Source organism: Segetibacter aerophilus, assembly GCF_007991655.1.
Classification (GTDB): domain Bacteria; phylum Bacteroidota; class Bacteroidia; order Chitinophagales; family Chitinophagaceae; genus Segetibacter; species Segetibacter aerophilus.
The window spans coordinates 424,657-447,768 of record NZ_BJYT01000001.1 but is presented as its reverse complement, the minus strand read 5'-3'; the positions used below and the strand labels follow the sequence as shown (position 1 = coordinate 447,768).

Genomic DNA, 23,112 nt, shown 5'->3' with positions numbered 1-23,112 from the left:
CCGCTTTGCGTCTTAAAACTACCTATCAACCGTTTATAATAATCACATAAACGTGTGGTAGAGGTGTAACCCTTTTCATCCTTTTTTTGCAGAAAAATTAACCTAAACACCAAAAAATGAAAAAGGCAATTGTACTGCTTACATGTTCTTTCATCACGTCTATTGCATTCACTCAAATTCGATACGGAGTGCAAGTATCCGTAAACCAGGGTACCGCAGATATTAAAAGCACAAACTTTAAGAGTTTTACAAAAGACATAAGAACACTTAAAGGCGCAATGGCTGTCGCCGAACTTCCTGTTACAAAACATCTGCTAATTCATACTTCCCTGGGATATCTGCAGAAAGGCGCCAGTCTTTATTTGCAAGCTAATACAACACCTGGTGGAATGAATACCTATTTTTCATCGTTAGAGACCAAGCTTGATTATCTTGAAATGCCTTTGAACCTGGCTTACACTTTAAACGTAAGATCGTTTAGTATAATGGTTGGAGCAGGGCCATCATTTGGGTACGGATTAAGCGGTAAAGTAAAAGCTATGTATGTAGTTAATGCACCGGGAACACCAGCGATGGAAACCACAGGCACGGCGGATGCTTTCAAGTCAGAAGAAAATGACAGAGCAGGGTTTAGACGTTTCGAAACAAGTGCAGGTGCCCTTTTGGCTATTCGTCATAATAGCGGCTTTTACCTCTCGACTAACTACCTGCACGGACTTACTAATGTAAGTCGGGACGAAGAAAATTATAGAAGCAGAAACCTTATGGTGAATGTTGGGTTTATGTTTAAGAGATAAGTTGTAGCGTCGAAAGTCAGTTTTTTCAAGAACGATTATAGTTACGAGGCGAAGGCGCGTTTTAGGATTAGCACATGAGAACAACGAAAGGGCCTTGATTTAAGGCTCTTTTTAATTTTATCTTTTTCACGATAAATTCATTCAAACCTGTTTCCGGTTACCAGTCCGGGTAATTCGAGATTTACCAACTTAAAGCTTGTAACCTTTCAAGTGTAGTCTCTCCTATCCTTTAGGAATTTACTAAGACTCTTTCGAATACATTAATCTTTTATTCACTTTCTTCGGCTTTAGCTTTGCTAGGAAGGGTAAATCGTATGAAAAAATTTCTATCCTACCTCGCAGTGATTGTCCTTCTTGGCACTTCCTGTAAATCAGTTAAAAATATTTTCGCAGCTAAAACACCGCACGAAAAATATGCGGAAAAGCTTGAAGACCGTCACCTCGACGAAACCCCGGAGGGACGTCAGTGGCTTGCACTTTCTAAAAGGGCTTTGGAAGATGCCCAGGCAATTCAACTTCCATACAGGCAAAATGGACACTTCCATTCCGATAGACCGGGAGCATTGGCGTTGGAGTTTGAGGGTAAATTCGGTGAACGCATAACGTTCGATCTTACTAAAAAGACAGCTGGACGCTTTGTAATATTTGCGGACCTTTTTAAGCAAAACGAAAAAACTTCGCGCCTGCTCTCGGCCGATACAAGTGCTACGCAGTTTAGTTTTGACATCGAAGAAACTGGTTCATATATCTTACGACTACAGCCGCAATTGTTTAACAGCGGCGACTATACCCTTTCCATTTCAGTAGGCCCTTCACTTGGTTTTCCGGTGTCTGGTGGCAAGGCTAGTATTGGAAGTTATTGGGGAGATAATCGGGATGCAGGTAAAAGATCGCATGAAGGCATTGACATTTTCGCTCCTAAACTCACTTCTGCTGTTGCTGGTGCAGACGGGGTGATTACCGGGGTAAGAGAAGGTGGATTAGGTGGCAAAACGGTTTGGCTGAAAGTAAAAGATAAAAACACTTTTCTTTACTATGCGCACCTCGATAAACAATTGGTTCAGGAAGGAAAGTTGGTGAAACAAGGTGAGGTAGTAGGATTGGTTGGCAACACAGGCAACGCCATACATACCCCGTCTCATCTTCATTTTGGGGTGTATACTTCTGATGGTCCTGTTAATCCATTGCCGTTTGTAAATCGCACTATCAAAACAGCGCCTGCAGTTCCGGCTAAAAGTTTGTCTGGTTCTTTAAAGCTTTTAAAGGCACAAAAGACTGCACAGGGAATTCTAATAAAAGCGAATACAGAGCTGGTTCCGCTGGCAGTAAACGCCAAAGGTTATCTCGCTGAACTTCCTGATGGAAATATTATTCAAACCCCTTTTAATGCGGTTAAGGTACAGCAGCAGCCTGCAAGGCTAATAGCACAACCAGTAGCGAGTGTGGTTACAAAGTAATTACGTGTATTTAATCTTGTATAATTGGTCTGCCAACAATTGGACTAAATAGGGCAATTGAGCACTTTTTGTAAAGTCTTAAATACCCTATCAAGCTGCACCTCCTTATAGTAACCGAAGAAAGCTAATTGGAACCACTTTCTTAGCTTGAGATATTCGCTTTCGTGACTGACAATGATATTTTTCTGCCTTAATCCAACAACCAAATCAGTGGAAGTATTGCCAGGTTGAACAACAGTAAAAACCTTAGAACGGGACTCATTAAAAGATAGCAAACATTTTTCCTTCAACAAATCGAAGCAACTTCCTGCATATTCATCTATCAATTCAAACTGATTACTTTGAAGCTTTTGACGGGCAGAAATCTGGAGGGCTTTAAGGAGGTTAGACGAAAGGGTAAAGGGTATTCCATCTTTTTTATCATACATACCAAGATCGAAGTAAACAGGAATTTGTTCTGATGAAACGACTGTGTTGTTGCAAAAAATAATTGCAAGACCAGGAATGGATGCAAGACCTTTTCCTGAAGATGCAGTAGCCATAGCAACACGAGACAGATCGAGCGGAACGGTGCCGATCGTACTCATGCAATCAACAAAACAACGACAATTATTGCGGACGCATATTTCAGTAATGGAGTCAAAATCGTTGAGAACTCCTGTGGAAGTTTCGCAGTGGCAGAACAAGATCCATTCAATCTTATTTTTCTCGATCTCATTTTCCAAAGTCTGCAGTTCAAATACTTCTCCCCAGGCCAAAGCGTATTCAATAAATTGTAATGATGCCCTCGATGCCTGCCTTATTAGACGCTCACCAAATTCTCCGTTGGAAAGGATTAAACCTTTGCCCCCTAACAGTTTAATCTGCCAGATCATTGCCTCGTTTGCTACAGTTCCACTACCAGATAGTAGGTACGTTTTCTGGGCATTGAATCGCTCGCATAAAAATTCGGTGCTATCATTATACAGATGTCGAAATTCCTTTGATCGGTGAGAGATTGGAGAAGCAGCAAACGCCTTTTGTACTTGCTTCGAAATCTGCACAGGACCCGTACTAACATTTACAGTTTGAGAATTCATGACAAATTAATTAGGATGATGAAAGCACTTAATTGCAATAAGTGGTTCACATTTATTTACCCTCCACTTTAAAAGCACCTTTTAAATTATTGATGTGAAAATAAAGGGGCTGATAAGGAACGTCCTTTGTTCCAACCAACGAACCAAAAGGAACAGCACCGATATTGTGATAGAGCTCTAGTTCTTTTAAGCTCGCAGATATAACTCCAAGATCATATCCTTTTGCTACTAAAGAGGGAATTAAGTGCTTTAGCATAGCAATGGCGATCCCTTGCTTGCGTTTATTTTTCTTCACTGCAAAAAGTCTTATTTCAACCAGGTTATGGTGGGGAGGCAAAAAAGAGTCAAGGTTGTCCATCTTTTTGTCCAACGAAAACGGACGTATTGCATTATAACATACCATCCCTACCAACTCTTCACCCTCTAAGGCAACTATATAAGTATTCTTTTCATGAAAAGCATCGACCAACTTACCATCTTCTCTTTTTTCGTGCTGCGGTATTTCATCCGCAAAAGTCTCATGGTTGAACTGGTGAATTTTATCAAACTCTTCCTGCGAGGCAACCTTAACTACAAGCGCGCCGCCTTCGCGAGTTTCAAGCAAATTGTTCATTTTTTAATTTTTATGTTAGAAATGTTTAAAGCTCAAGTAACAATAAGACAAGGTCGTGCGGACATAACAATAAAACAACTAATACTTCTGCAAATGGGTCAATAGTTATAGGTTTAGTCCCAAACTTTTATTGTCCCTAATGTGACACCAGAACTCTTTATGTCAAAATAAAAAGTATCGACAAATTGGGGCTTTTGCAAAAGGTATTGTCCGTAATAATTAACGTGGATGGGCCGTTCTTTACTTATTACAATTACTGCATCTTTTACAGCATGTCTTTGAAACCCCAGAGTATAAGGGTAATCAGTGTTTCTTAAAGATTCGATTTCTGTGCTGTCCTCCCCATATATAAAACCTTTTTCTACGTATGGATGAAAGTTTATTGACCCGCTAAATTTGTCAACTTTGTAATTTAATTCCTTAACAAAAAGACCTAGCTTTTTTGCCTTTGTAATGTCTCCAGATAAAAAGTCTCTTCCCTCATAAGAGGTGCTTCTTTTTGTGTTACTGTATCTGCATGAGCGATAAAGCAACAAACAAATTAGTAGACCAATTAATAACAACACGTTTCTAAAAGAGGTGACACTTATAATACTTGCTTCAAATTTTTGTTGTCTTAGCCCTAACAAGGCAAAAGCTATGGCGTACACACCGAGAAACAAGACAACTGACATTACCGGCATTACCAGAAATGTTAAGCCTGCGGTAGAGGAGGCGGGATGATAAATAGCATTGTAATATTCCCTGCCTGTTAACCAACAAACCGAAGAAGCAGCTATGAAAAGCGAAATATGTGACGCACCTGTTGGATACTTACAGTTTCTATAAAGTGCGATAATAATCATAATTAAATAAGGCATCAAAAGATAGAAAGCTAAGCCTTTATCGTTACCGGCAAAACTATTAGTTGTTACTAAACCAAGCACCAGGATGGCGAACGTTACTACTTGAAGAGTTTTCATACAGCTATTTATTATCTCTCAAAGGAAAAGATGATTAGTTGGAAAACGTTTGACAAAAGTCAATTTCAAGAAACGACAAAAGGAATTTGACTTTTATCAAAAAAAGGCCCGAAGAGGTTTATCGCTTTGCCCTAATGCGGCTTAATGTTTCGAGGTTCATTCCCAGATAAGTGGCGAGATATTTAAGAGGCACGCGCTGTAGGAGGTCTGGAAGGTGCTTTACGATAAATTGGTACCGGTCTTCAGCCTTTTGCTTTCTGAGGTTGTACACTTCAATCTCGAGCATATACAAGTACTGCTCGGTGATAACCCTTCCAATGTAATTGAAGACAGGATGGTTTTTATATAAATATTGCAAATCATCAAAGCGCAACATTGCAAGAGTGGTGTCTTCGAGAGCAACGATGTTTTCATTACCAGGCTTACGTGAATAAAAGCTATACACTGAAGTGACCGTCGCTCCCTCCCATAAAAACTTGGTAGTAATTTCTTCTGTATCCTTCAGATAAAAACTCCTTACTAAACCCTTTAAAATCCATGAAGCGTGGTTGGAGATTTTGCCTGCCTTCAACAGAAAATCATCTTTCTTCAATTCCTTTATTTCAACCAACCTTTCAAGATCAGCCACCAACTCCGCAGGCATGCTACAAATGCTATTGAAATAGGCTATGACCTGTGCTATCATTTAAGCAATTTATTGTTTTTGGCTCTTTAATCAAGAGAATTGTCTTCATTGTTGTTCAATTTCTTTTATAAAAAACAGTGTTGCCTCATAATAGGGGGGAACTCCATATTTGCACGCTATCTACTAGGTGTCAGGGAATAACTATGTGAAAAAAATCTTAATACACCGGGCTCTTAAGTCTTTTATTTGTCCTAATTTGTAGTCGACACTTCTTATTATTAATTCTTAAACTTTAGAGACCCATGAAACAATTTTTACTCGCTATTCTGGTATTTATTTCAGCATCTACATTCGCTCAAACAACCGTATTCCAGGGAAATGGTAAGTCGGACTTTGGAGGTGCAGTTGGTAAAGGAACTTTAAATGTTATAAACACACCGGATTCTTTTTCCATCTATTTAAATAAAGGAACCGGCACTTTTGATAGTGTTCTTGTACTTTATATCGACACGTTTTCTACAGCTGGTATAACCAGCACAAGCCAACTTTCTAGTTTCGGTTCGATAGATAAGTATAGCAAGGCTACAATGGCTCAGGGTGGAACTGAAAATCCTGTATTAAATTTTCCAACCAATTTTACTCCTGATTTTGCAATAGCTTTTGACAAAACCGGGGGAAAAATTTATTCATTTCAATTTCTTTTCCTTAGCTATGTGATGATAGAAGGTAACACGTTTGCAATAAATGCGGTAGGCAACTCTTATGGCAAAGGATTTTCAAAATCTGAGCTAGGGTTGACTCCCGGGCAAACCATTCGTCTAAATTTCGTAGGAACTTATATTGATGGTAACACCGTGTCTCGTTCTGCAGAAGGATTTGGAGATCCGTTTACAGGCTACAATGGCACTGCAAGAATTGGTAGCACCCAGCCTTACACTATCAAATCGTTTTATACCTACAACTCAAGCACTGCTTTGCCTGTAGTTCTTAAGGACTTTAAAGCTTCCCCTCTGCAAGAAAAAGTACAGTTAAATTGGAGCGTCGCGCAAGAGACAAATATTGAAGGATACGAAGTGAAACGCTCAGGTAATGGTATTCAGTTTTCGACTATCGCTACTGTTCCTGCCCGGAACAATTCAGGCATCAACTCTCAATATAGCTTTACTGATAACAATCCTTTACAGGGAAACAATTACTATAGGCTGGCAATTATTGAGAAGGATAGAAAAGAGCTGAGTAATATTTTAACAGTTAAAACGAATATTGCGGCAAAATTCAAAATTCAACAAATAGGCAATGCCCTAAATGTACAAGTAAACAACCTGGCTTCAGGAATGTACAAATTGTTAATCGTAAATCCTTTAGGACAAACTTTACAGAACTCAAGTATAAAAATTGACGGCTACCTCAACAAACAAATTCAGCTACCTACTAACGTAACGAAAGGCATTTACAGAATTACTTTGCGTTCCGAAAGTGAAAGTCTAACCCAGAATATATTCATTCAATAAAATTAGCAGTTGCATTTTTCAAAAGAGACCATCTCGTAAAGAGGTGGTCTCTTTTTTTAATATCGAAGCTACCGCTGCTTCAATAAGAAACATTGGGTGGAAATTTCAATTTCGAAAACCGCACATATTTAAGTTTTCGTACATCTGGTATAAATATTTTAGGTCTTAAAATCAGAAACTTTTTTACATGAGGTGGCTTCCATTACTTATTGTCAGTGTTACTATGTTAGGATTTTCCTCCTGCTATAAAATGAGGAAGTCTACGGGGGGCGGGCAAATAAAAACTGTCCAAGCAAGACAGGTTAACGCCGCGGACATCGCGTTGCCTAAAGGATATAAAATAGAACCTGTAACAACTGGCCTAACGTTTCCAAGTGCTGTTGCGTTTGATGGCGATGGAAATTTGTATGTAGTTGAAGCGGGTTACTCTTATGGCGAAGTATTCAACTTGCCGAAGTTATTGCGAATAAACAAAGGCGGCAATACTACAACAATTGCAACCGGTACTAACAATGGTCCGTGGACCGGAATCACCTTTTACCAAGGCAACTTTTATGTAGCAGAAGGCGGGGTGCTGGAAGGCGGTAAAATATTGAGAATATCAATGGATGGAAAAATTACTCCCCTCATCAGCAATCTGCCCACGATGGGAGATCATCATACAAACGGGCCAGTTATTAAAGATGGCTACATTTATTTTGGGCTAGGTACTGCCACTAATTCTGGAGTCGTTGGACCTGATAATGCACTATATGGATGGCTTCTAAGAAAAAATACTTTTCATGACATACCCTGTGCAGACATCACACTAGCCGGAAAAAATTTTGGTAGCCCAAATGTTTTGACAACTGCCAAAGAAGATACAACGACAACCGGTGCTTTCTCTCCTTTTGGAACTTCAACAGCAAGTGGCCAGGTTATTAAAGGAGCATGTCCCTGCACAGGGTCAATACTTCGAATACCTGTTTCCGGTGGCAACCCCGAAGTTGTCGCATGGGGATTTAGAAATCCCTACGGGCTTGCTGTTTCTCCTACAGGAAAATTGTTTGTAACAGAAAACGCATATGATGATCGCGGTAGCAGGCCAGTATGGGGCGCGGGCGATGTTTTGTGGGAGATAAAGGATGGACTATGGTACGGATGGCCTGACTTTTCAGCGGGGAAATCTATTGTCAATGATGAAGAGTTTCATGCACCAGGTAAAAAGAAGTTAGAACCTCTATTAGCAAAATATCCAAACACACCTCCAAAGCCAACTGCAATTTTTGCTGTACACTCGTCTTCTAATGGATTTGACTTTTCAAAGAATAGCAGTTTTGGTTATCAAGGCGAAGCGTTTGTTGCACAATTTGGAGACATGGCTCCGGAAGTGGGAAAGGTAATGTCGCCGGTTGGATTTAAAATAGTGCGAGTAAATGTAAACAATGGGGTAATTGAGGATTTTGCAGTGAACAGAGGACATAAAAACGGACCAGCTTCTAAACGAAAAAGCGGTGGTCTTGAAAGACCATTATCTGTAAAGTTCGACCCTTCAGGGACGTCGCTTTATATAGTTGACTTTGGCATTGTAAAATCTACAAAAAAACTTCAGCTACCTCAAGCCAAAACAGGAATGATCTGGAAAATAACAAAGGAGGGCTTATGAAGACTTACCTGAAAAGTATTGCAAGATTTATTTGCATTGGCGTTTTTGCCGGTTGCGCTCTCAGAAGAAGCGAACCTTTGGTAGGAACCTTTGAACCAAAAACCACCGAGGTTGCAAAAGGGCAAGTGCTCTACAACGAGTACTGTCAAAAATGTCACCCAGGAGGCGAAGGTGGCCTTGGCCCCGATATCAACTGGAACCCCGCTCCTTCCTTTATAAAGAAATTCCAGGTGAGACATGGTTTAGGGGTAATGCCTTCATTTAAAAAAAACGAAATCTCTAAGGATGAACTTGAGGCAATTGGAAAATATATGAAGGCTTATAAGCACCAGAAGAGATCGTAGTTCAGAATGGGTTTGAGAGTTTGACTGCTACTCTGGTTCTGCTATTGCCTTTGCAGCTATCCATCCACTTGTCCAGGCATGCTGGAAATTGAAGCCTCCAGTGATTCCGTCGACGTCTAAAATTTCGCCAGCAAAGTATACGTTAGGGACTATTTTGCTTTGCATCGTATTTGCGTCTACTTCACTCAGTTTTATTCCTCCGCAAGTAACAAACTCTTCTTTGAAGGTAGTTTTGCCTTTTACTTCAAATTCCTGGGCTGTTAAGTTTTTAATGAGTTTGTTTTGTTCTTTTCCCGGCAGATCTGCCCATCGAATCTCTTCATTTATCCCGCTCTCGTTCAACAAGTAAATCCACAAGCGAGATGGCAAATTAAAAGGGTTACGGTTTCCAATTTTTTGGGCAGATTTTTCATTTCTTAATAATTGCCATTGATCGCGTAAAGTTTGCTCGTTGTAACTACTTAACCAATTAACGAGAATATTAAAGTGATAATTTTTATTGGCAAGTTCTCTTGCTCCCCACGCTGACAACTTTAAAATCGCAGGTCCGCTCATTCCCCAATGAGTAACAAGCAGTGGCCCTTCATCTGATAGTTTACTACCTACAATCTTTACCGTTGCCTGTTCAACAGATACACCCATAAGTTTCGTTATAGGGTTGTTGGGTATATTGAAAGTGAACAATGAAGGAACAGGTTCTTCGATAGAATGTCCCAGCCGTGTTAGCCATTCGAACATTGCGCTTTTTGGATATCCACCACATGCGACACAGACATAATCTGCCGTAATTAGGGAGTTGTCCGAACACACCAGCTGCCATTCATCGTTTACTCTTGCCAATTGTTTCACTTCCCTATTCATCAGGATCTCAACTTTATATTTACTTGCCTCTCTTAGAAGACAATCTATAATAGTTTGAGAACTGTCTGTAATCGAAAACATCCTATTGTCTGCTTCAGTTTTCAACTTTACGCCTCTCTCTTCGAACCATGAAACGCAATGAGCCGTATTGAATTGGTGAAAACTCTTCTTAAGAAGATTAGTACCTCTTGGATACTTTTTTACAAGCGCTGGTATTTGAAAGCAGGCATGAGTAACATTACACCTTCCGCCACCGCTCACCCGTACTTTAGCAAGTAGTTTGCTTGTCTTTTCAACAATTGTAACCTGGAGGCTAGGGTTTAAACGTGCCGCATTAATCGCACAAAAAAAACCTGCTGCTCCCCCACCGATCACTATCAACTTGCTCATTAATTTAGTTAATCCTTTAGTGACAATATTATTTTAACTCGTCCGATGTAAGTTTAAGGCCTGTATTATTATTGCGAAAAAGAATCGTACGGCGTCAGTTGCAGCTGATATTATTCCAACAGTACAAGTGAGTGACACAACGATGTTGATAAGAGCATTTATGGCCGGAACAAAAAATATCCTGAAAAGATAAAAACCTTCAGTAAGAAGGTTTCACATTTAATAGTATTCGGAGCACAAATTGGAGTTTGCTTTTTCGGCTTCCTCGATTTCCTTGAAAGACGAAAGAATGTCCGCCTTTCCTTTTCTTATGCAAACGTTGTGTTCATAATGGGCTGAAGCCTTATGATCTTTTGTACGAACTGTCCACCCGTCGTCGTCATAAAAAACTTCCTTAACCCCTAAGTTGATCATCGGCTCAATAGCTAATACCATCCCTTCTTTCAACTTTGGTCCATTACCTCTTTTACCGAAATTAGGAACCTGCGGGTCTTCGTGCAAACTTCTTCCCAACCCGTGTCCCACCAATTCTCTTACGACGCCGTAACCGTTAACTCTCTCCGTATAATCCTGTATAGCAAAAGCGATATCGCCAATTCTATTACCATGATGCGCTTTTTCAATTCCCTTATATAAAGATTCTTTCGTGATTTTCATCAACTTCAAAATCTCCTCACCCGGATTTCCGATAGCAAAAGTATAAGCACTATCACCATGAAACCCGTTTTTGAAAACTCCCAAATCAACAGAAACGATATCGCCTTCCTTTAGAACGTCGTGAGTAGGAAATCCATGCACAACGGCATCGTTAACCGAGATACAAGCAGTGTATGGATAACCACGATAATTTAGAAAATTGGGAACGGCTTTATTGTCGCGAATAACCTGTTCAGCTATATTATTAGCTTGCATTGTTGTAACTCCTGCTTTTAAAAATTTAGCCACTTCAGCTATTACCTTTCCCACAAGCAGGCAACTTTCTCTCATTAAAGCTATTTCCGCCTCTGTTTTGTAAAAGACCATATTTCTTATTCTCGACATGTAAAAAATAAACCTGCCAGGAAATCCTAACAGGTTTTTAAATTGAATTTCTTATTAAGCTAAACAGATGCTGTCGTAGTTAACTGCTGTCTTCCCTGAATGCGGCCGCTGTCCATCAATCCATCATATTGTCTCATCATTAAATGAGTTTCAATTTGTTGAAGAGTATCGAGAATAACAGCTACCATAATGAGTAAGGATGTCCCGCCGAAGAATGAAGAGAAGCTTGATGTTACTCCCAACCTTTGAGCGAAACCGGGAAGGATCCCCACCAAAGCCAAGAAAATAGCACCTGGTAAGGTAATCTTATCCATAATGGATCCAATGTAATCAGATGTTGGCTGTCCAGGCTTAACACCGGGAATAAATCCATTGTTACGCTTCAAATCCTCACCCATTTGCTTTGGATTAAAAATTAAAGCTGTATACAAGAATGTAAATGCAATTACCATAACAGCGTAGACTACCATGTACCAAAAGTTACTGTGGTCTCCAAAGACTTTCGCAATACCTTTTCCGCTTTCGGTAAAAGAGAATAAAGTAGGCAAAAACATAATAGCCTGGGCAAAGATGATTGGCATTACACCAGCCATATTAACCTTCATAGGTAAGAATTGTCTTGCGCCTCCAAACTGGCGGTTTCCGACAATTTGCTTCGCATAGTTTACAGGTATTTTACGAACCCCTTGAACAAGGATAATAATTCCCATAATGATCGCAATGAGAATGGCAATCTCAATCAAGAAGATCAATAAACCGCCACCACCTCTGGTTTGCTTAGCACCAAATTCCTGGATAAGAGCTTGCGGAAAACGAGAAAGGATACCGACCATGATGATGATAGAGGTACCGTTACCTAACCCCTTATCCTGTATTTTTTCACCTAACCACATTACAAACAAAGTACCTGCAGTTAGAGTAACAATAGTTGAAATAGCGAAGTATGCTTTGAAAGCGGGAATAATTGCTTCTGCATAACCAGGACCGTTTAAGTAAGCAACATAAGCACTTGCCTGGAAAGCTGTAACAATTACAGTCAGGTAACGTGTCCACTGGTTAATTTTCTTCTGGCCACTTTCACCTTCCTTCTGGACCTTCTGTAGCTGCGGAACTAAAATAGTCATCAGCTGCATAAAAATCGAAGCAGAGATGTATGGCATAATACCTAAGGCAAGAATAGATGCCTGTGAAAAGGCACCACCAGCAAAAGTATCGAACAATCCCAATAATCCGTTTTGAGAAGCATTTGCTTGCGCATTTGCCAAGAGGTTAGGGTTTATGCCAGGCAATACTATATGAGTTCCTAAACGATACGTAAACAGTAAGGCAAGCGTAACAACAATTTTACTACGTAGTTCGTCTATAGACCAAATATTCTTAAGAGTTTGAATGAATTTTTTCACTTGTTAAATTGAGTTGTAGGTGTTAATCTCTCTAAAGCCAAAAAAGACGCATCACAGATGCGTCTGGCAAATATCGCTAAAATTACTTAACAATTTCAACTGTTCCGCCTGCGGCTTCTACAGCTGCTTTAGCTTTCTCACTTATTGCGTTCACTCTAAAAGTTACTACACTCTTAAGCTCACCATTTCCTAATATTTTTACAAGATCAGTCTGGTTTATTAGACCATTTACATATAAGTTTTCAGCACTAATTTCAGTGAAACCGTACTTCTCAACGATGTGGTCTATCTGTCCAAGATTAAGAACTTTGTATTCGACACGATGTGGATTTTTAAAGCCCCGTTTAGGTATACGACGTTGAATTGGCATCTGGCCCCCTTCATGGGCCATTTTGCTTTTATAACCTGCGCGGCTCTGTCCACCTTTGTTACCTTTTGTAGAAGTTCCACCTTTACCGGACGCTTCACCACGGCCAATTCTTTTTTCTTTGTGCGTTGCACCTTTAGCAGGCCTTAATTCATGTAATTTCATCTTATTTAATTTTTACTTACGGGGTTGATTCCCCTCGCTTTTCCTTAATACTGTTAATATTGATCCTAGTATTAGGAGTGCCTAATACTTTTAGAAAACTATACTGCTGCTACCGCCGGAGTAGTTTCAGTGGCCTGAACATCTTCAACTTTCAAAAGATGAGCAACCCTTCTTACCATTCCTAAAATTTGCGGAGTTGCTTCTACTTCTACACTTCCGTTTAGCTTTTTGATACCTAATGCAGCGACAGTTCTTTTAGCTGTCTCTGGCCTGTCGATAACACTTTTTACAAGCGTAATTTTAATTCTTTTCATGATAAAGTCATTTGGTCATTTAGTCATCCAATAATTAAACAAGGAGTATCTCTACGTATTGGTTTAAGTGTTTAATGACTAGCGACTTGTTTTATGCACTAAATACTTTCTTTAAACTAATGTTTCTTGTTCTTGCCACCTGGATCGGTTCTCTTAAAAGAGCCAAAGCCTTAAAAGTAGCTTTAACCACGTTGTGCGGATTTGCAGAACCAAGGCTTTTCGCCAACACGTCTGTGAGGCCAGCGCTTTCAAGTACAGCGCGCATGCTACCACCTGCAAGTACACCAGTACCATGGGCGGCAGGCTTAATCAATACATATGCAGCACCTTCTTTTGCAAGTTGCTCATGAGGAATAGTACCATGCATAATTGGAACTTTAATCAAATTCTTCTTAGCATCCTCAATACCTTTTGTAATAGCTTCCTGTACTTCTTTAGCCTTACCCAAACCATGACCAACAACACCAGCACCGTTACCCACTACCACAAGAGCAGAGAAACTAAAAGTACGGCCACCTTTGGTAGTTTTAACCACACGATTGATGGCTACTACTTTTTCTTTAAGTTCAAGGTCAGCGCCTTTTACTTTATTTAAGATTGCTTTTGACATTTTAATATGAAAATTTGAAAATTCGAAAATTGCTCAATCTGCTTTTATAATTCACTCCCTGGCTTTACATTGAGCAATTTAGCCATTGAGCCATTTTCTTAATTAGAATTGAAGTCCACCTTCTCTTGCACCATCAGCTACAGCTTTGACCCTACCATGATAAAGATTACCACCTCTATCGAAAACGCATGTGGTAAGACCAAGTGCAGTTGCTTTACGGGCGATAGCAGCTCCAACCATTTTGCTTTTCTCTACTTTAGGAGCAGTTTGTGCAGCAATATCCTTTTCTCTTGACGAAGCAGCAGCCAGCGTGGTTCCTGTAGTATCATCAATCAGCTGAGCATAAATCTCAGAATTACTTCTGAAAACAGAAAGACGTGGCTTTGTTGCAGTACCAGACACCTTCTTACGAACGCGATACCTGATCTTTTGCCTTTTTATTAATTTGTCCATTGTTATTTTATTTATTTCCCGATACTGCCGGGAGAAGCCCCTGACACCTAAAGGGGAGCAGGGAGCGTATTATCAATATATTTAAATGCTTTTTCAGTTCCCCCTTTGGGGCTAGCGGACTACTATTTACCAGCCGCCTTACCAGCTTTTCTACGGATGAATTCATCAGAGTATCTAACACCCTTTCCCTTGTAAGGTTCAGGCTTACGAAGACTGCGAATTTTAGCCGCGACAGCACCTAATAGTTGGTTATCACTACCCTCTAAATTGATCTTCGGATTTTGACCTTTTAAAGTTTCAGTAGCAACTTTAATTTCAGAAGGAACATCAAAAATAATGTTGTGAGAATAACCTAAGGAGAGGTCAAGTGTATTTCCAGTGTTAGTTGCTTTGTAACCGACACCAACTAGTTCAAGTTGTTTTGTAAATCCTGTACTAACACCTTTAACCATGTTGCTGATTAAAGAGCGATACAAACCGTGCATTGCACGATGACGGATCTGGTCAGTAGGACGAGTCACCAAAACGTCGTTGCCATTCACCTCAACTTTGATATCTCTATCAATAGCTTGGGTCAATGTTCCTTTTGGTCCTTTTACAGTGATGGTATTATCCGCACCAACTGTAAGCGTTACACCACTTGCGAGAGCAACTGGTTGTTTACCTATACGAGACATAATTTAAAAATTTGAGAATTAATAATTTGGAAATGTAAGCTGACAGTGTTCAGTTACCGTATAGAGAACTTAAATTATCACATCAACCTTTCTTTAAACAAATTTGAAGACCATTTCCGGTTCTTTCAAAATGCAACTATATTAATAAATGTGGCAAAGAACTTCTCCACCCACATTTTGTGCTTTAGCTTCTTTATCAGTCATTACACCTTTTGAGGTAGAAATGATTGCGATACCTAAACCGTTCTGAACTCTTTCGAAGTCTGCTGGCTTTGAATATGTACGTAGACCCGGACGACTAACTCTTTCAAGACTGCGGATAGCAGGTACTTTAGTGTTAGCATCGTATTTCAAGGCTATCTTAATAACCCCTTGCTTGTTATCATCTTCGAATTTATACTTAAGAATATATCCTTTATCGTACAAAATCTCAGTAATTCGTTTCTTCAGATTGCTAGCAGGAATTTCAACAATCCTGTGATTTGCCATCTGAGCATTACGAACCCTGGTTAGAAAATCTGCTATAGGATCAGTTACCATTGTTTATGTGTAATTGAAAAATTTATAATGTTGTTACAATGCGATATCCTTGATATCTCTGCCAATTGTCATGCGACAACTGTCAACTATCTATCTTACCAGCTTGCTTTAGTTACGCCGGGAATTTTGCCACCTAAAGCCATATCTCGAAACACGTTTCTTGATAGTCCGAAGTAGCCTACGTAACCTCTTGGACGGCCTGTCAGCTGGCAACGGTTTTTCAAACGAACCGGAGAAGCATTTTTTGGAAGTAAGTCCAGTCCTGCATAATCACCAGCTGCTTTAAGAGCGGTTCTTTTTTCAGCAAACTTGGCCACCATTTTCTCCCTCTTTCTTTGCCTAGCTTTTACAGATTCTTTTGCCATAATCTATATTATTGATTTTCTTTTTTTGCGTTTTTAAATGGCATCCCCAATTCTTTCAATAATTCGTAAGCTTCCTCATTAGTATGAGCTGATGTCACAAAAGTGATATCCATACCGGTGATCCTGTTTACTTTATCAATATCGATTTCAGGGAAAATGATTTGCTCGGTAATTCCAAGTGTGTAGTTCCCACGACCATCAAAAGCCTTGTCGTTAACACCTTTAAAGTCACGAACGCGAGGTAGTGATACAGAAACAAACCTGTCAAGAAATTCATACATCTTAACTCCACGCAGAGTAACCCTTGCGCCGATAGGCATGTTCTTTCTTAACTTGAAATTAGAGATGTCCTTTTTTGACATTGTGGCAACAGCCTTCTGACCAGAAATGGTAGTAAGCTCATCCACAGCAACATCAACTAGTTTCTTGTCAGATACAGCGCCGTTAACACCACGGTTAAGGCAAATCTTCAGCAGCTTAGGAGCCTGCATGATAGACGTGTATCCAAATTTTTTCATTAAAGCAGGTACAACTTCAGCCGTGTACTTGTCTGCCAATCTCGGTTTATAAGTAGTGGTAGCCATTATTTAATTACCTCCCCTGATTTTTTTGCAATACGAACTAATTTACCCTCTTGGCGATCACGCTTAACTTTAGTAGCAGCGCCAGCTTTAGCATCCCACAACATCACATTACTGATGTTTATAGAAGCTTCTCTTTTTACCAAACCACCCTTAGTGTTTTGCGCACTAGGCTTAGTGTGCTTAGTAATGATATTTGCTCCCTCAACTACAACACGACCTTTTTCAAGAATTACCTCTAAAACCGTACGTGGTTTTTTCAGGTCTTTGTCATCACCGGCGATTATCACCACTTGGTCGCCCTTTTTGATGTTGTATTTAGGTTTAAATCTGTTGTTCACTTTGTTTGTTTTTTTATGCTTATTGCTTATTTGCGAAATTTCCGGCTCCGCAACTATTTCTATTTGTCAGCCTGCTTTGTTTCTTTTTTCTGCTCCTGTTGTGTCACTCATTTGTACCCTAAAACACCCTTCTACACTATAAAACGAGAAAAACGAGGCGCGAAAGTAATCATTAGCAATCAAGCCGGTCTCTAATTTCTCGTTATACTTATTATAAAACTTCCGGAGCCAAGGAGATAATTTTCATATATCCCTTATCTCTCAATTCTCTAGCAACAGGCCCGAAAATCCGGGTACCTCTTGGCTCATCGGAGTTGTTCAACAATACGACTGCGTTATCATCAAAACGGATGTATGAACCATCTTTGCGACGCAATTTATTTTTTGTACGAACAATAACCGCTTTTGAAACAGTTCCTTTTTTAACGCCGGCAGCCGGCATTGCATCTTTAACAGTAACAACAATCTTGTCACCAATTCTTGCGTAGTCCTGACCGGAGTTACCTAACACACGAATACACAAAACTTCTTTTGCACCGCTGTTATCAGCTACGTTCAATCTACTTTCCTGCTGAATCATTTTATTAGCTTTTAGCTTTAAGCTATTAGCTGCTGCTAATAGCCAATAAACAAATTTTTGACTTAATCTTTTTCAGAGGCTTGTAGCTATTTAGCTAAAAGCTTGATCCGCTAATATTGCTTATAGCTTGAAGCTAACAGCCTGCGGCTTATTGTTCTTACTTCACTTTTTCAACAACCTCAACTAGTCTCCAACGCTTAGTTTTGCTAAGAGGACGAGTTTCCATGATCTTTACAGTATCTCCAATGCTGCATTCGTTCTTCTCATCGTGGGCATGGAACTTCGTAGTTTTCTTTACGAATTTACCGTAAATGGGGTGCTTTACTTTTCTTTCAGCGGCAACTACAATGGTCTTATCCATCTTGTTACTACTAACCACCCCGATCCTGATTTTACGCAAATTTCTTTCTAACATTGTAATGTTTATTATGGGTTAGACGCCTAACGCTCTATTCTTTAATTCTGTTTTCAAACGGGCAACGTCCCTTCTTAAGGCACGAATACTCATAGGGTTTTCCAGCGGAGAAATTGCGTGGGCAAATTCAAGCTTCTTCAATCGAAGCTCATCTTCCTGGATGCGGGCCTTAAGATCATTTTCGTTCAAATCTTTCAGACCTTTATTAAATTCGAATTTCTTATTAGCCATTGCTAAAACTTTTTTTGTTGTGATTAAGCTTGTAATTCTCGACGAACTACGAACTTAGTTTGAATAGGAAGCTTTTGTGCGGCAAGAGCAAATGCTGCTTTAGCCACTTCTTCAGATACACCATCGGCTTCAAAAATAATACGTCCTGGTTGTACCACAGCAGCCCAATATTCAGGGTTACCTTTACCTTTACCCATCCTTACCTCAGCAGGCTTATGAGTAATTACCTTGTCAGGGAAAATGCGTATCCAAACATTACCTTCACGTTTCATTGAACGGGTCATTGCCTGACGTGCAGATTCGATCTGGCGGTTAGTTAACCAAACAGAGTCTAATGCTTTCAAACCAAAAGAGCCAAAAGATAAAGTAGCTCCACGCTTCGTGTCACCTTTCATCCGGCCTTTCTGCATTTTTCTGTGCTTCGTTCTTTTCGGCTGTAACATCTTTTATATAGTTTCAAGTTTCAAGTTTCAGGTTTCAAGTTTTAGCCTGAACCCGAATGTTTCAATAAATTGTTTTTTATGCCTCCCTTGCATTAAAGAGATTATCTTCTTCCACCGCCCTGGCCCTGGTATCCGCCACCGCCGCCACGGTTATCTCTTCCACCGCCACCACGGTTATCTCCACCACCGCCACGGTTGTCTCTTCTGTCTCCACCTCTAAATCCACCTCTGTCATCTCCTCTCCTGTTATCTCCACCGCCATCTCTTCTTTCGCCACCATCTTTACCACCAACGAAGTTCGGATTCAACTCTCTCTTACCTAATACTTCACCTTTACAGATCCATACTTTAATACCGATCTTTCCATAAACTGTTTGAGCGAAAACACTTGCGTAGTCAATATCCATACGTAAAGTATGTAATGGAGTACGGCCCTGCTTGATTTCCTCGCTACGGGCAATTTCAGCACCACCTAAACGGCCGCTTACTTTTACCTTGATGCCTTCGGCACCCATACGAAGTGCAGAAGCGATAGACATTTTAATAGCTCTTTTAAAATTGATACGGTTCTCGATTTGGCGTGCAATTGTATCTCCTACAATATTTGCATCCAACTCAGGACGACGGATCTCAAGAATATTAATTTGAACGTCTTCTTTATTAGTAAGCTTTTTAAGCTCTTCTTTAATTCTATCAACTTCTCCACCACCTTTACCAATGATGATACCTGGTTTAGATGTATGAATAGTTATAATCAACTTTCCTAAAGTACGCTCGATCACAATTTTGGCTATACCACCTTTATTGATACGTGCAGTAAGGTATGTTCTGATCTTATGGTCCTCGATAAGTTTACCTGCGTAATCTCTGTGATTACCATACCAGTTACTTTCCCAACCTTTGATGATACCTAACCTTAGACCAATAGGATTTGTTTTCTGACCCATATTTTGGTTATATAAGTTTTACGAATGATTGTTTTTAGAAGCCCTGTCATTAGAACCATAAACGTTCTTTGACACTTCATTTGTTTTAGTATCGACAATAATCGTTACGTGGTTACTGCGCTTACGAATTCTGTATCCACGGCCCTGTGGTGCAGGACGCATACGACGTAAAGTACGGGCTCCATCAACAAAAATTGTTTTTACAACCAGGTTAGCATCTGCAGCACTTGTGCCTTCATTCTTCTGCTCCCAGTTATTAATTGCACTTTTCAACAACTTCCCCAGTGGTGTAGCCGGATGCTTTGGATGATGCTCCAAAGTAGCTATGGCATTTTCAACCGCCATTCCACGGATAAGATCTGCCAGCAAACGCATTTTGCGGGGAGAAGTCGGATAATTCATCAATTTTGCTACTGCTTCCATTTTTTATAAGTTTCCAGTTTCCCGTTACTAGTCGCCGTTAACCGGAAACCGTAACTGGTAACTATGTTTTATTGCTTCTTGTTAGAGTGTCCTTTGAAGTTGCGGGTTGGGGCAAATTCACCTAATTTATGGCCTACCATAAATTCCGTTACATAAACAGGAATAAATTTGTTACCGTTGTGTACAGCGAATGTATGTCCCACAAAATCCGGGGTGATGGTAGAGCGGCGAGACCATGTTTTAATAACAGATTTCTTAGCGGTACCATCATTTATAGCAAGCACTTTACCTTCCAGTTTAGCTGCTACGTAAGGACCTTTTTTAATTGAACGACCCATATTAGTTAATGAGTTAAATTATTATTGTGAAAATCTTATTTTGCTAGTTTCTTACCGTTGCTTCTCTGAATAATCAGTTTATCGCTTGCTTTACCCTTAGTTCTTGTTTTCAAACCTCTTGAGTATTGACCGGTTCTGCTACGAGGTTGTCCACCAGATGCTCTACCTTCACCGCCACCCATTGGGTGATCTACCGGGTTCATAGCTACACCTCTTGTACGTGGCCTGATACCTTTCCATACATTACGACCAGCTTTACCCATGCTTTGCAAACTATGGTCACTGTTACTAACAACACCTACAGTAGCGTAACAATTGATCAATACTTTTCGTAACTCACCACTTGGCATTTTAAGTACAGCATATCTTTCTTCCTTGTTACTTAACTGTGCAGATCCACCAGCACTTCTTACCAGCTTACCACCTTGTCCAGGTTGCATTTCAATATTGTGAACAACAGTACCTAGCGGCATGTTTTTCATTTGAAGTGCATTTCCTAAATCAGGAGCTACAGTATCGCCACTTAAAACAGTTGCACCAACCTGTAATCCTTGTGGAGCTATTATATATCTTTTTTCTCCATCTACGTAGTTAAGCAAAGCGATGAATGCTGTACGGTTTGGATCGTACTCAATGCTTGCAACAGTAGCAGGAATGTTTTTCTTATCTCTCTTGAAGTCAATGATACGATACATCTTTTTGTGACCGCCCCCAATGTAACGCATTGCTCTTCTACCCTGGAAGTTTCTACCACCAGTACGGGTCTTAACATCCAACAAACTCTTTTCAGGTGTGTCAGTTGTAATTTCAGCATAGGCATTACCAATTCTCCATCTGGTACCTGCTGTCGTCGGTTTGTATTTTCTTAGTGCCATCTTATCTGTTTTTGCGAACTTATCAGCGTCGCCAACTATTAATTATTATGACTAGATGTTTCCGTATAAGTCTATCGTTTCACCATCTGCTACGGTAACAAGTGCTTTTTTGTAAGCAGGTTTTTGACCTTTTACAAAACCAGCTTTTGTATAACGAGTTTTATTTTTGCCCGGTACTACAGCAGTATTTACATTGATAACTGTAACACCGTAAAACTCTTCAACCGCTTTCTTAATTTCCAGCTTGTTTGCCTTACGACCAACTCTGAAAGCATATCTTCTCAGCTTATCTTGCTGAAGATTTGCTTTTTCTGTAAGTATCGGCTTAACTAAAACTTCTGTGAGTTTCATTATTCTTAATTTGAAAATTTCTTAATTAGCATCTTTAATTATGCTTCAGCTACTGCAGCTTCGTCATCAACAAAAATCTTAGCAGCGCTTTCGGTAAGTACTAGCACGTCTGCATTTACAATTTCATAAGTGTTTACATCGCTTAATAAAACTGCTGCTGCATTTGGAATATTACGGCTGCTTAAATGCAACGTCTCATTATATTCAGGAACAACAAACAAAGTCTTCTTATCGGACACATTTAGTGTACCCATGATATTTAGAAATTGTTTTGTTTTAGGAGTATCCATATTGATATCCTCAACAACAACAATTGCATTGTCTTTCGCTTTATGAGAAAGTGCGCTGATCTTAGCAAGATCTTTCACCTTACGGTTCAGCTTAATATCGTAGCTATGTGGTTTTGGTCCAAAGATGGTACCACCACCTTTATATAAAGGGTTACGGATGTTACCTTTACGAGCTCCACCAGTACCTTTTTGTTTGTGAAGTTTGCGGCTTGCACCTTGCACCTCAGCACGTGTTTTAACTTTGTGAGTACCTTGACGCTGAGCTGCTAAATATTGTTTAACGGCCAGGTAGATCACGTGGTTATTAGGTTCTGCACCAAAAATTTCTTCCGGTAATTCTACAGAACGGCCGGTTGGTTGACCTTGTATATTTAAAACGTCTATTTGCATGATTATTTCTGTATTAAAACGATGGAACCATTGTGGCCGGGAACAGAACCACTGATTAATAAATAATTCTTTTCAGGGAAAATTTTCACAATTTTCAAACCCTTCACTTTTACTCTGTCCTGACCCATGCGGCCGGCCATGCGCATACCTTTAAATACACGTGAAGGATAAGATGATCCACCAACAGAACCGGGAGCTCTCTGGCGATCGTGTTGACCGTGAGAAGCTTCACCCACACCATGGAAACCATGACGCTTGACAACACCCTGGAAACCTTTACCCTTGGTAGTACCAACTACTTCAACACTTTCACCTTCAGTGAAAATATCAACGGTAATAGTATCTCCTAATGATTTGTTTAATGAGTAATCTCTGAATTCTTTTACTACACGTTTAGCTGTAGTGTTGGCCTTTGCGAAGTGATTGATCTCGGCCTTAGTGGAGTTCTTTTCTTTTTTGTCGCCATAAGCGATCTGAGTGGAAGTGTAACCATCAGTATCCGCAGTTTTAACCTGGGTTACTGTGCAGGGACCAGCTTCGATAATGGTACAAGCTGTTTGCTTTCCATCGGTGCCGAAGATACTGGTCATCCCAATCTTTTTGCCAATAATACCTTTCATTGTTATTTTGTTTTAGCCTCCGATGTTGCAAGGACATTACGCTGTGCGTAATTCAATCCCCGTTTGCC

At 39.9% G+C, this 23,112-nt stretch carries 32 protein-coding genes; 5 read left to right on the top strand and 27 right to left on the bottom strand.

Translation table 11 applies throughout. The features are described from left to right. Window positions 1-116: 116 nt before the first annotated feature. Together SAE01_RS01930 and SAE01_RS01925 are read left to right on the top strand one after the other, a co-directional pair. The gene (locus SAE01_RS01930; RefSeq protein ID WP_147201837.1) at window positions 117-797 is read left to right on the top strand and encodes an outer membrane beta-barrel protein; all 681 of its coding nucleotides are present in this window, start codon (window positions 117-119) and stop codon (window positions 795-797) included. A 314-nt stretch (window positions 798-1,111) separates the two neighbouring features. Further along, on the top strand, window positions 1,112-2,254 hold the full coding sequence (locus tag SAE01_RS01925) for a M23 family metallopeptidase (RefSeq protein ID WP_147201836.1): 1,143 nt from the start codon (window positions 1,112-1,114) through the stop codon (window positions 2,252-2,254). Between the two features lie 44 nt (window positions 2,255-2,298). Here the strand turns inward: SAE01_RS01925 and SAE01_RS01920 are convergent, their stop codons facing one another. From SAE01_RS01920 to SAE01_RS01905, 4 genes are all read right to left on the bottom strand, one after another. Continuing rightward, complete coding sequence (locus tag SAE01_RS01920) at window positions 2,299-3,333, bottom strand: aminotransferase class V-fold PLP-dependent enzyme (RefSeq protein WP_147201835.1); 1,035 nt, start codon at window positions 3,331-3,333, stop codon at window positions 2,299-2,301. 52 nt (window positions 3,334-3,385) lie between these two features. Then, window positions 3,386-3,946: a GNAT family N-acetyltransferase gene (locus SAE01_RS01915; RefSeq protein WP_147201834.1), complete on the bottom strand. Its 561-nt coding sequence runs from the start codon at window positions 3,944-3,946 to the stop codon at window positions 3,386-3,388. A 113-nt stretch (window positions 3,947-4,059) separates the two neighbouring features. Further along, entirely contained in the window at window positions 4,060-4,908 is an 849-nt protein-coding gene (locus tag SAE01_RS01910) for a hypothetical protein (protein ID WP_147201833.1), read from the bottom strand. A gap of 118 nt (window positions 4,909-5,026) precedes the next feature. Continuing rightward, window positions 5,027-5,593 (bottom strand): Crp/Fnr family transcriptional regulator, encoded by a 567-nt coding sequence (locus SAE01_RS01905; protein ID WP_147201832.1) that lies wholly within the window; start codon window positions 5,591-5,593, stop codon window positions 5,027-5,029. Window positions 5,594-5,835: 242 nt separating this feature from the next. On the opposite strand from SAE01_RS01905, the gene SAE01_RS01900 reads away from it, so the two are divergent. The 3 genes from SAE01_RS01900 to SAE01_RS01890 all read left to right on the top strand — a co-directional run bounded on the left by SAE01_RS01900 (window position 5,836) and on the right by SAE01_RS01890 (window position 9,033). Then, a complete protein-coding gene (locus SAE01_RS01900) occupies window positions 5,836-7,044 on the top strand; it encodes a T9SS type A sorting domain-containing protein (protein WP_147201831.1) in 1,209 nt (402 codons plus the stop codon). A 250-nt stretch (window positions 7,045-7,294) separates the two neighbouring features. Beyond that, a complete protein-coding gene (locus tag SAE01_RS01895; protein WP_218029045.1) occupies window positions 7,295-8,689 on the top strand; it encodes a PQQ-dependent sugar dehydrogenase in 1,395 nt (464 codons plus the stop codon). Further along, complete coding sequence (locus SAE01_RS01890; protein WP_147201829.1) at window positions 8,686-9,033, top strand: c-type cytochrome; 348 nt, start codon at window positions 8,686-8,688, stop codon at window positions 9,031-9,033. The genes SAE01_RS01895 and SAE01_RS01890 overlap by 4 nt, the downstream gene beginning before the upstream one ends. Window positions 9,034-9,060: 27 nt before the next feature. Here SAE01_RS01890 and SAE01_RS01885 read toward each other — a convergent pair whose 3' ends face one another. The 23 genes from SAE01_RS01885 to rplC all read right to left on the bottom strand — a co-directional run bounded on the left by SAE01_RS01885 (window position 9,061) and on the right by rplC (window position 23,044). Further along, entirely contained in the window at window positions 9,061-10,284 is a 1,224-nt protein-coding gene (locus SAE01_RS01885) for a BaiN/RdsA family NAD(P)/FAD-dependent oxidoreductase (RefSeq protein ID WP_170234054.1), read from the bottom strand. A 219-nt stretch (window positions 10,285-10,503) separates the two neighbouring features. Continuing rightward, window positions 10,504-11,325, bottom strand: a complete 822-nt coding sequence (gene map, locus SAE01_RS01880) for a type I methionyl aminopeptidase (RefSeq protein ID WP_246113133.1) — start codon at window positions 11,323-11,325, stop codon at window positions 10,504-10,506. Window positions 11,326-11,384: 59 nt separating this feature from the next. Further along, window positions 11,385-12,728: a preprotein translocase subunit SecY gene (gene secY / locus SAE01_RS01875; protein WP_147201828.1), complete on the bottom strand. Its 1,344-nt coding sequence runs from the start codon at window positions 12,726-12,728 to the stop codon at window positions 11,385-11,387. An 82-nt stretch (window positions 12,729-12,810) separates the two neighbouring features. Further along, a complete protein-coding gene (gene rplO, locus SAE01_RS01870) occupies window positions 12,811-13,260 on the bottom strand; it encodes a 50S ribosomal protein L15 (RefSeq protein WP_147201827.1) in 450 nt (149 codons plus the stop codon). Window positions 13,261-13,358: 98 nt separating this feature from the next. Then, window positions 13,359-13,574 (bottom strand): 50S ribosomal protein L30, encoded by a 216-nt coding sequence (gene rpmD, locus SAE01_RS01865; protein WP_147201826.1) that lies wholly within the window; start codon window positions 13,572-13,574, stop codon window positions 13,359-13,361. 91 nt (window positions 13,575-13,665) lie between these two features. Next, complete coding sequence (gene rpsE, locus SAE01_RS01860; RefSeq protein WP_147201825.1) at window positions 13,666-14,184, bottom strand: 30S ribosomal protein S5; 519 nt, start codon at window positions 14,182-14,184, stop codon at window positions 13,666-13,668. A gap of 102 nt (window positions 14,185-14,286) precedes the next feature. Continuing rightward, on the bottom strand, window positions 14,287-14,637 hold the full coding sequence (gene rplR, locus SAE01_RS01855; RefSeq protein ID WP_174834594.1) for a 50S ribosomal protein L18: 351 nt from the start codon (window positions 14,635-14,637) through the stop codon (window positions 14,287-14,289). Window positions 14,638-14,759: 122 nt separating this feature from the next. Beyond that, window positions 14,760-15,314, bottom strand: a complete 555-nt coding sequence (gene rplF, locus SAE01_RS01850) for a 50S ribosomal protein L6 (RefSeq protein WP_147201823.1) — start codon at window positions 15,312-15,314, stop codon at window positions 14,760-14,762. 141 nt (window positions 15,315-15,455) lie between these two features. Beyond that, entirely contained in the window at window positions 15,456-15,854 is a 399-nt protein-coding gene (rpsH, locus tag SAE01_RS01845; protein ID WP_147201822.1) for a 30S ribosomal protein S8, read from the bottom strand. 95 nt (window positions 15,855-15,949) lie between these two features. Further along, window positions 15,950-16,219 carry a 30S ribosomal protein S14 gene (rpsN, locus tag SAE01_RS01840; RefSeq protein ID WP_147201821.1) on the bottom strand — a complete coding sequence of 90 codons (270 nt, stop codon included), beginning with the start codon at window positions 16,217-16,219 and terminating at the stop codon, window positions 15,950-15,952. 8 nt (window positions 16,220-16,227) lie between these two features. Next, window positions 16,228-16,803 carry a 50S ribosomal protein L5 gene (gene rplE, locus SAE01_RS01835; RefSeq protein WP_147201820.1) on the bottom strand — a complete coding sequence of 192 codons (576 nt, stop codon included), beginning with the start codon at window positions 16,801-16,803 and terminating at the stop codon, window positions 16,228-16,230. After that, window positions 16,803-17,141 (bottom strand): 50S ribosomal protein L24, encoded by a 339-nt coding sequence (gene rplX, locus SAE01_RS01830; protein ID WP_147201819.1) that lies wholly within the window; start codon window positions 17,139-17,141, stop codon window positions 16,803-16,805. The genes rplE and rplX overlap by 1 nt, the downstream gene beginning before the upstream one ends. A 211-nt stretch (window positions 17,142-17,352) precedes the next feature. Further along, complete coding sequence (rplN, locus tag SAE01_RS01825) at window positions 17,353-17,721, bottom strand: 50S ribosomal protein L14 (protein WP_147201818.1); 369 nt, start codon at window positions 17,719-17,721, stop codon at window positions 17,353-17,355. 157 nt (window positions 17,722-17,878) lie between these two features. Further along, on the bottom strand, window positions 17,879-18,136 hold the full coding sequence (gene rpsQ, locus SAE01_RS01820; RefSeq protein WP_147201817.1) for a 30S ribosomal protein S17: 258 nt from the start codon (window positions 18,134-18,136) through the stop codon (window positions 17,879-17,881). 18 nt (window positions 18,137-18,154) lie between these two features. Beyond that, the gene (rpmC, locus tag SAE01_RS01815; RefSeq protein WP_147201816.1) at window positions 18,155-18,367 is read right to left on the bottom strand and encodes a 50S ribosomal protein L29; all 213 of its coding nucleotides are present in this window, start codon (window positions 18,365-18,367) and stop codon (window positions 18,155-18,157) included. Window positions 18,368-18,390: 23 nt separating this feature from the next. Then, window positions 18,391-18,810, bottom strand: a complete 420-nt coding sequence (gene rplP, locus SAE01_RS01810) for a 50S ribosomal protein L16 (RefSeq protein ID WP_147201815.1) — start codon at window positions 18,808-18,810, stop codon at window positions 18,391-18,393. A 101-nt stretch (window positions 18,811-18,911) separates the two neighbouring features. Continuing rightward, on the bottom strand, window positions 18,912-19,757 hold the full coding sequence (gene rpsC / locus SAE01_RS01805; protein WP_147201814.1) for a 30S ribosomal protein S3: 846 nt from the start codon (window positions 19,755-19,757) through the stop codon (window positions 18,912-18,914). A gap of 18 nt (window positions 19,758-19,775) precedes the next feature. Beyond that, window positions 19,776-20,180: a 50S ribosomal protein L22 gene (gene rplV / locus SAE01_RS01800; RefSeq protein ID WP_147201813.1), complete on the bottom strand. Its 405-nt coding sequence runs from the start codon at window positions 20,178-20,180 to the stop codon at window positions 19,776-19,778. A 68-nt stretch (window positions 20,181-20,248) separates the two neighbouring features. Next, window positions 20,249-20,518: a 30S ribosomal protein S19 gene (gene rpsS / locus SAE01_RS01795; RefSeq protein ID WP_133267769.1), complete on the bottom strand. Its 270-nt coding sequence runs from the start codon at window positions 20,516-20,518 to the stop codon at window positions 20,249-20,251. Window positions 20,519-20,553: 35 nt separating this feature from the next. After that, entirely contained in the window at window positions 20,554-21,393 is an 840-nt protein-coding gene (gene rplB / locus SAE01_RS01790) for a 50S ribosomal protein L2 (protein ID WP_147201812.1), read from the bottom strand. A 51-nt stretch (window positions 21,394-21,444) separates the two neighbouring features. Further along, a complete protein-coding gene (gene rplW / locus SAE01_RS01785; protein ID WP_147201811.1) occupies window positions 21,445-21,744 on the bottom strand; it encodes a 50S ribosomal protein L23 in 300 nt (99 codons plus the stop codon). A gap of 38 nt (window positions 21,745-21,782) precedes the next feature. Continuing rightward, window positions 21,783-22,424, bottom strand: a complete 642-nt coding sequence (gene rplD, locus SAE01_RS01780) for a 50S ribosomal protein L4 (RefSeq protein ID WP_147201810.1) — start codon at window positions 22,422-22,424, stop codon at window positions 21,783-21,785. 2 nt (window positions 22,425-22,426) lie between these two features. Next, entirely contained in the window at window positions 22,427-23,044 is a 618-nt protein-coding gene (rplC, locus tag SAE01_RS01775; protein WP_147201809.1) for a 50S ribosomal protein L3, read from the bottom strand. Between the last annotated feature and the right edge of the window lie 68 nt (window positions 23,045-23,112).

Coding starts and splice junctions, on each gene's coding strand:
- rpsH (WP_147201822.1), bottom strand. CDS start 15,854: ATGGTAACTGATCCTATAGCAGATTTTCTAACCAGGGTTCGTAATGCT.
- rplO (WP_147201827.1), bottom strand. CDS start 13,260: ATGAAATTACATGAATTAAGGCCTGCTAAAGGTGCAACGCACAAAGAA.
- SAE01_RS01895 (WP_218029045.1), top strand. CDS start 7,295: ATGAGGAAGTCTACGGGGGGCGGGCAAATAAAAACTGTCCAAGCAAGA.
- rplE (WP_147201820.1), bottom strand. CDS start 16,803: ATGGCTACCACTACTTATAAACCGAGATTGGCAGACAAGTACACGGCT.
- rplP (WP_147201815.1), bottom strand. CDS start 18,810: ATGTTACAGCCGAAAAGAACGAAGCACAGAAAAATGCAGAAAGGCCGG.
- SAE01_RS01905 (WP_147201832.1), bottom strand. CDS start 5,593: ATGATAGCACAGGTCATAGCCTATTTCAATAGCATTTGTAGCATGCCT.
- SAE01_RS01900 (WP_147201831.1), top strand. CDS start 5,836: ATGAAACAATTTTTACTCGCTATTCTGGTATTTATTTCAGCATCTACA.
- SAE01_RS01925 (WP_147201836.1), top strand. CDS start 1,112: ATGAAAAAATTTCTATCCTACCTCGCAGTGATTGTCCTTCTTGGCACT.
- rplN (WP_147201818.1), bottom strand. CDS start 17,721: ATGATTCAGCAGGAAAGTAGATTGAACGTAGCTGATAACAGCGGTGCA.
- SAE01_RS01915 (WP_147201834.1), bottom strand. CDS start 3,946: ATGAACAATTTGCTTGAAACTCGCGAAGGCGGCGCGCTTGTAGTTAAG.
- rplD (WP_147201810.1), bottom strand. CDS start 22,424: ATGCAAATAGACGTTTTAAATATACAAGGTCAACCAACCGGCCGTTCT.
- rpsC (WP_147201814.1), bottom strand. CDS start 19,757: ATGGGTCAGAAAACAAATCCTATTGGTCTAAGGTTAGGTATCATCAAA.
- rplW (WP_147201811.1), bottom strand. CDS start 21,744: ATGAAACTCACAGAAGTTTTAGTTAAGCCGATACTTACAGAAAAAGCA.
- rplF (WP_147201823.1), bottom strand. CDS start 15,314: ATGTCTCGTATAGGTAAACAACCAGTTGCTCTCGCAAGTGGTGTAACG.
- SAE01_RS01920 (WP_147201835.1), bottom strand. CDS start 3,333: ATGAATTCTCAAACTGTAAATGTTAGTACGGGTCCTGTGCAGATTTCG.
- SAE01_RS01910 (WP_147201833.1), bottom strand. CDS start 4,908: ATGAAAACTCTTCAAGTAGTAACGTTCGCCATCCTGGTGCTTGGTTTA.
- rplB (WP_147201812.1), bottom strand. CDS start 21,393: ATGGCACTAAGAAAATACAAACCGACGACAGCAGGTACCAGATGGAGA.
- SAE01_RS01890 (WP_147201829.1), top strand. CDS start 8,686: ATGAAGACTTACCTGAAAAGTATTGCAAGATTTATTTGCATTGGCGTT.
- rpmC (WP_147201816.1), bottom strand. CDS start 18,367: ATGGCTAATAAGAAATTCGAATTTAATAAAGGTCTGAAAGATTTGAAC.
- map (WP_246113133.1), bottom strand. CDS start 11,325: ATGTCGAGAATAAGAAATATGGTCTTTTACAAAACAGAGGCGGAAATA.
- rpsQ (WP_147201817.1), bottom strand. CDS start 18,136: ATGTTAGAAAGAAATTTGCGTAAAATCAGGATCGGGGTGGTTAGTAGT.
- SAE01_RS01930 (WP_147201837.1), top strand. CDS start 117: ATGAAAAAGGCAATTGTACTGCTTACATGTTCTTTCATCACGTCTATT.
- rpsE (WP_147201825.1), bottom strand. CDS start 14,184: ATGTCAAAAGCAATCTTAAATAAAGTAAAAGGCGCTGACCTTGAACTT.
- rplC (WP_147201809.1), bottom strand. CDS start 23,044: ATGAAAGGTATTATTGGCAAAAAGATTGGGATGACCAGTATCTTCGGC.
- rpsN (WP_147201821.1), bottom strand. CDS start 16,219: ATGGCAAAAGAATCTGTAAAAGCTAGGCAAAGAAAGAGGGAGAAAATG.
- rpsS (WP_133267769.1), bottom strand. CDS start 20,518: ATGGGTCGTTCAATTAAAAAAGGTCCTTACGTAGCAGCTAAACTGGAA.
- rplR (WP_174834594.1), bottom strand. CDS start 14,637: ATGGACAAATTAATAAAAAGGCAAAAGATCAGGTATCGCGTTCGTAAG.
- rplV (WP_147201813.1), bottom strand. CDS start 20,180: ATGGAAGCAGTAGCAAAATTGATGAATTATCCGACTTCTCCCCGCAAA.
- SAE01_RS01885 (WP_170234054.1), bottom strand. CDS start 10,284: ATGAGCAAGTTGATAGTGATCGGTGGGGGAGCAGCAGGTTTTTTTTGT.
- rpmD (WP_147201826.1), bottom strand. CDS start 13,574: ATGAAAAGAATTAAAATTACGCTTGTAAAAAGTGTTATCGACAGGCCA.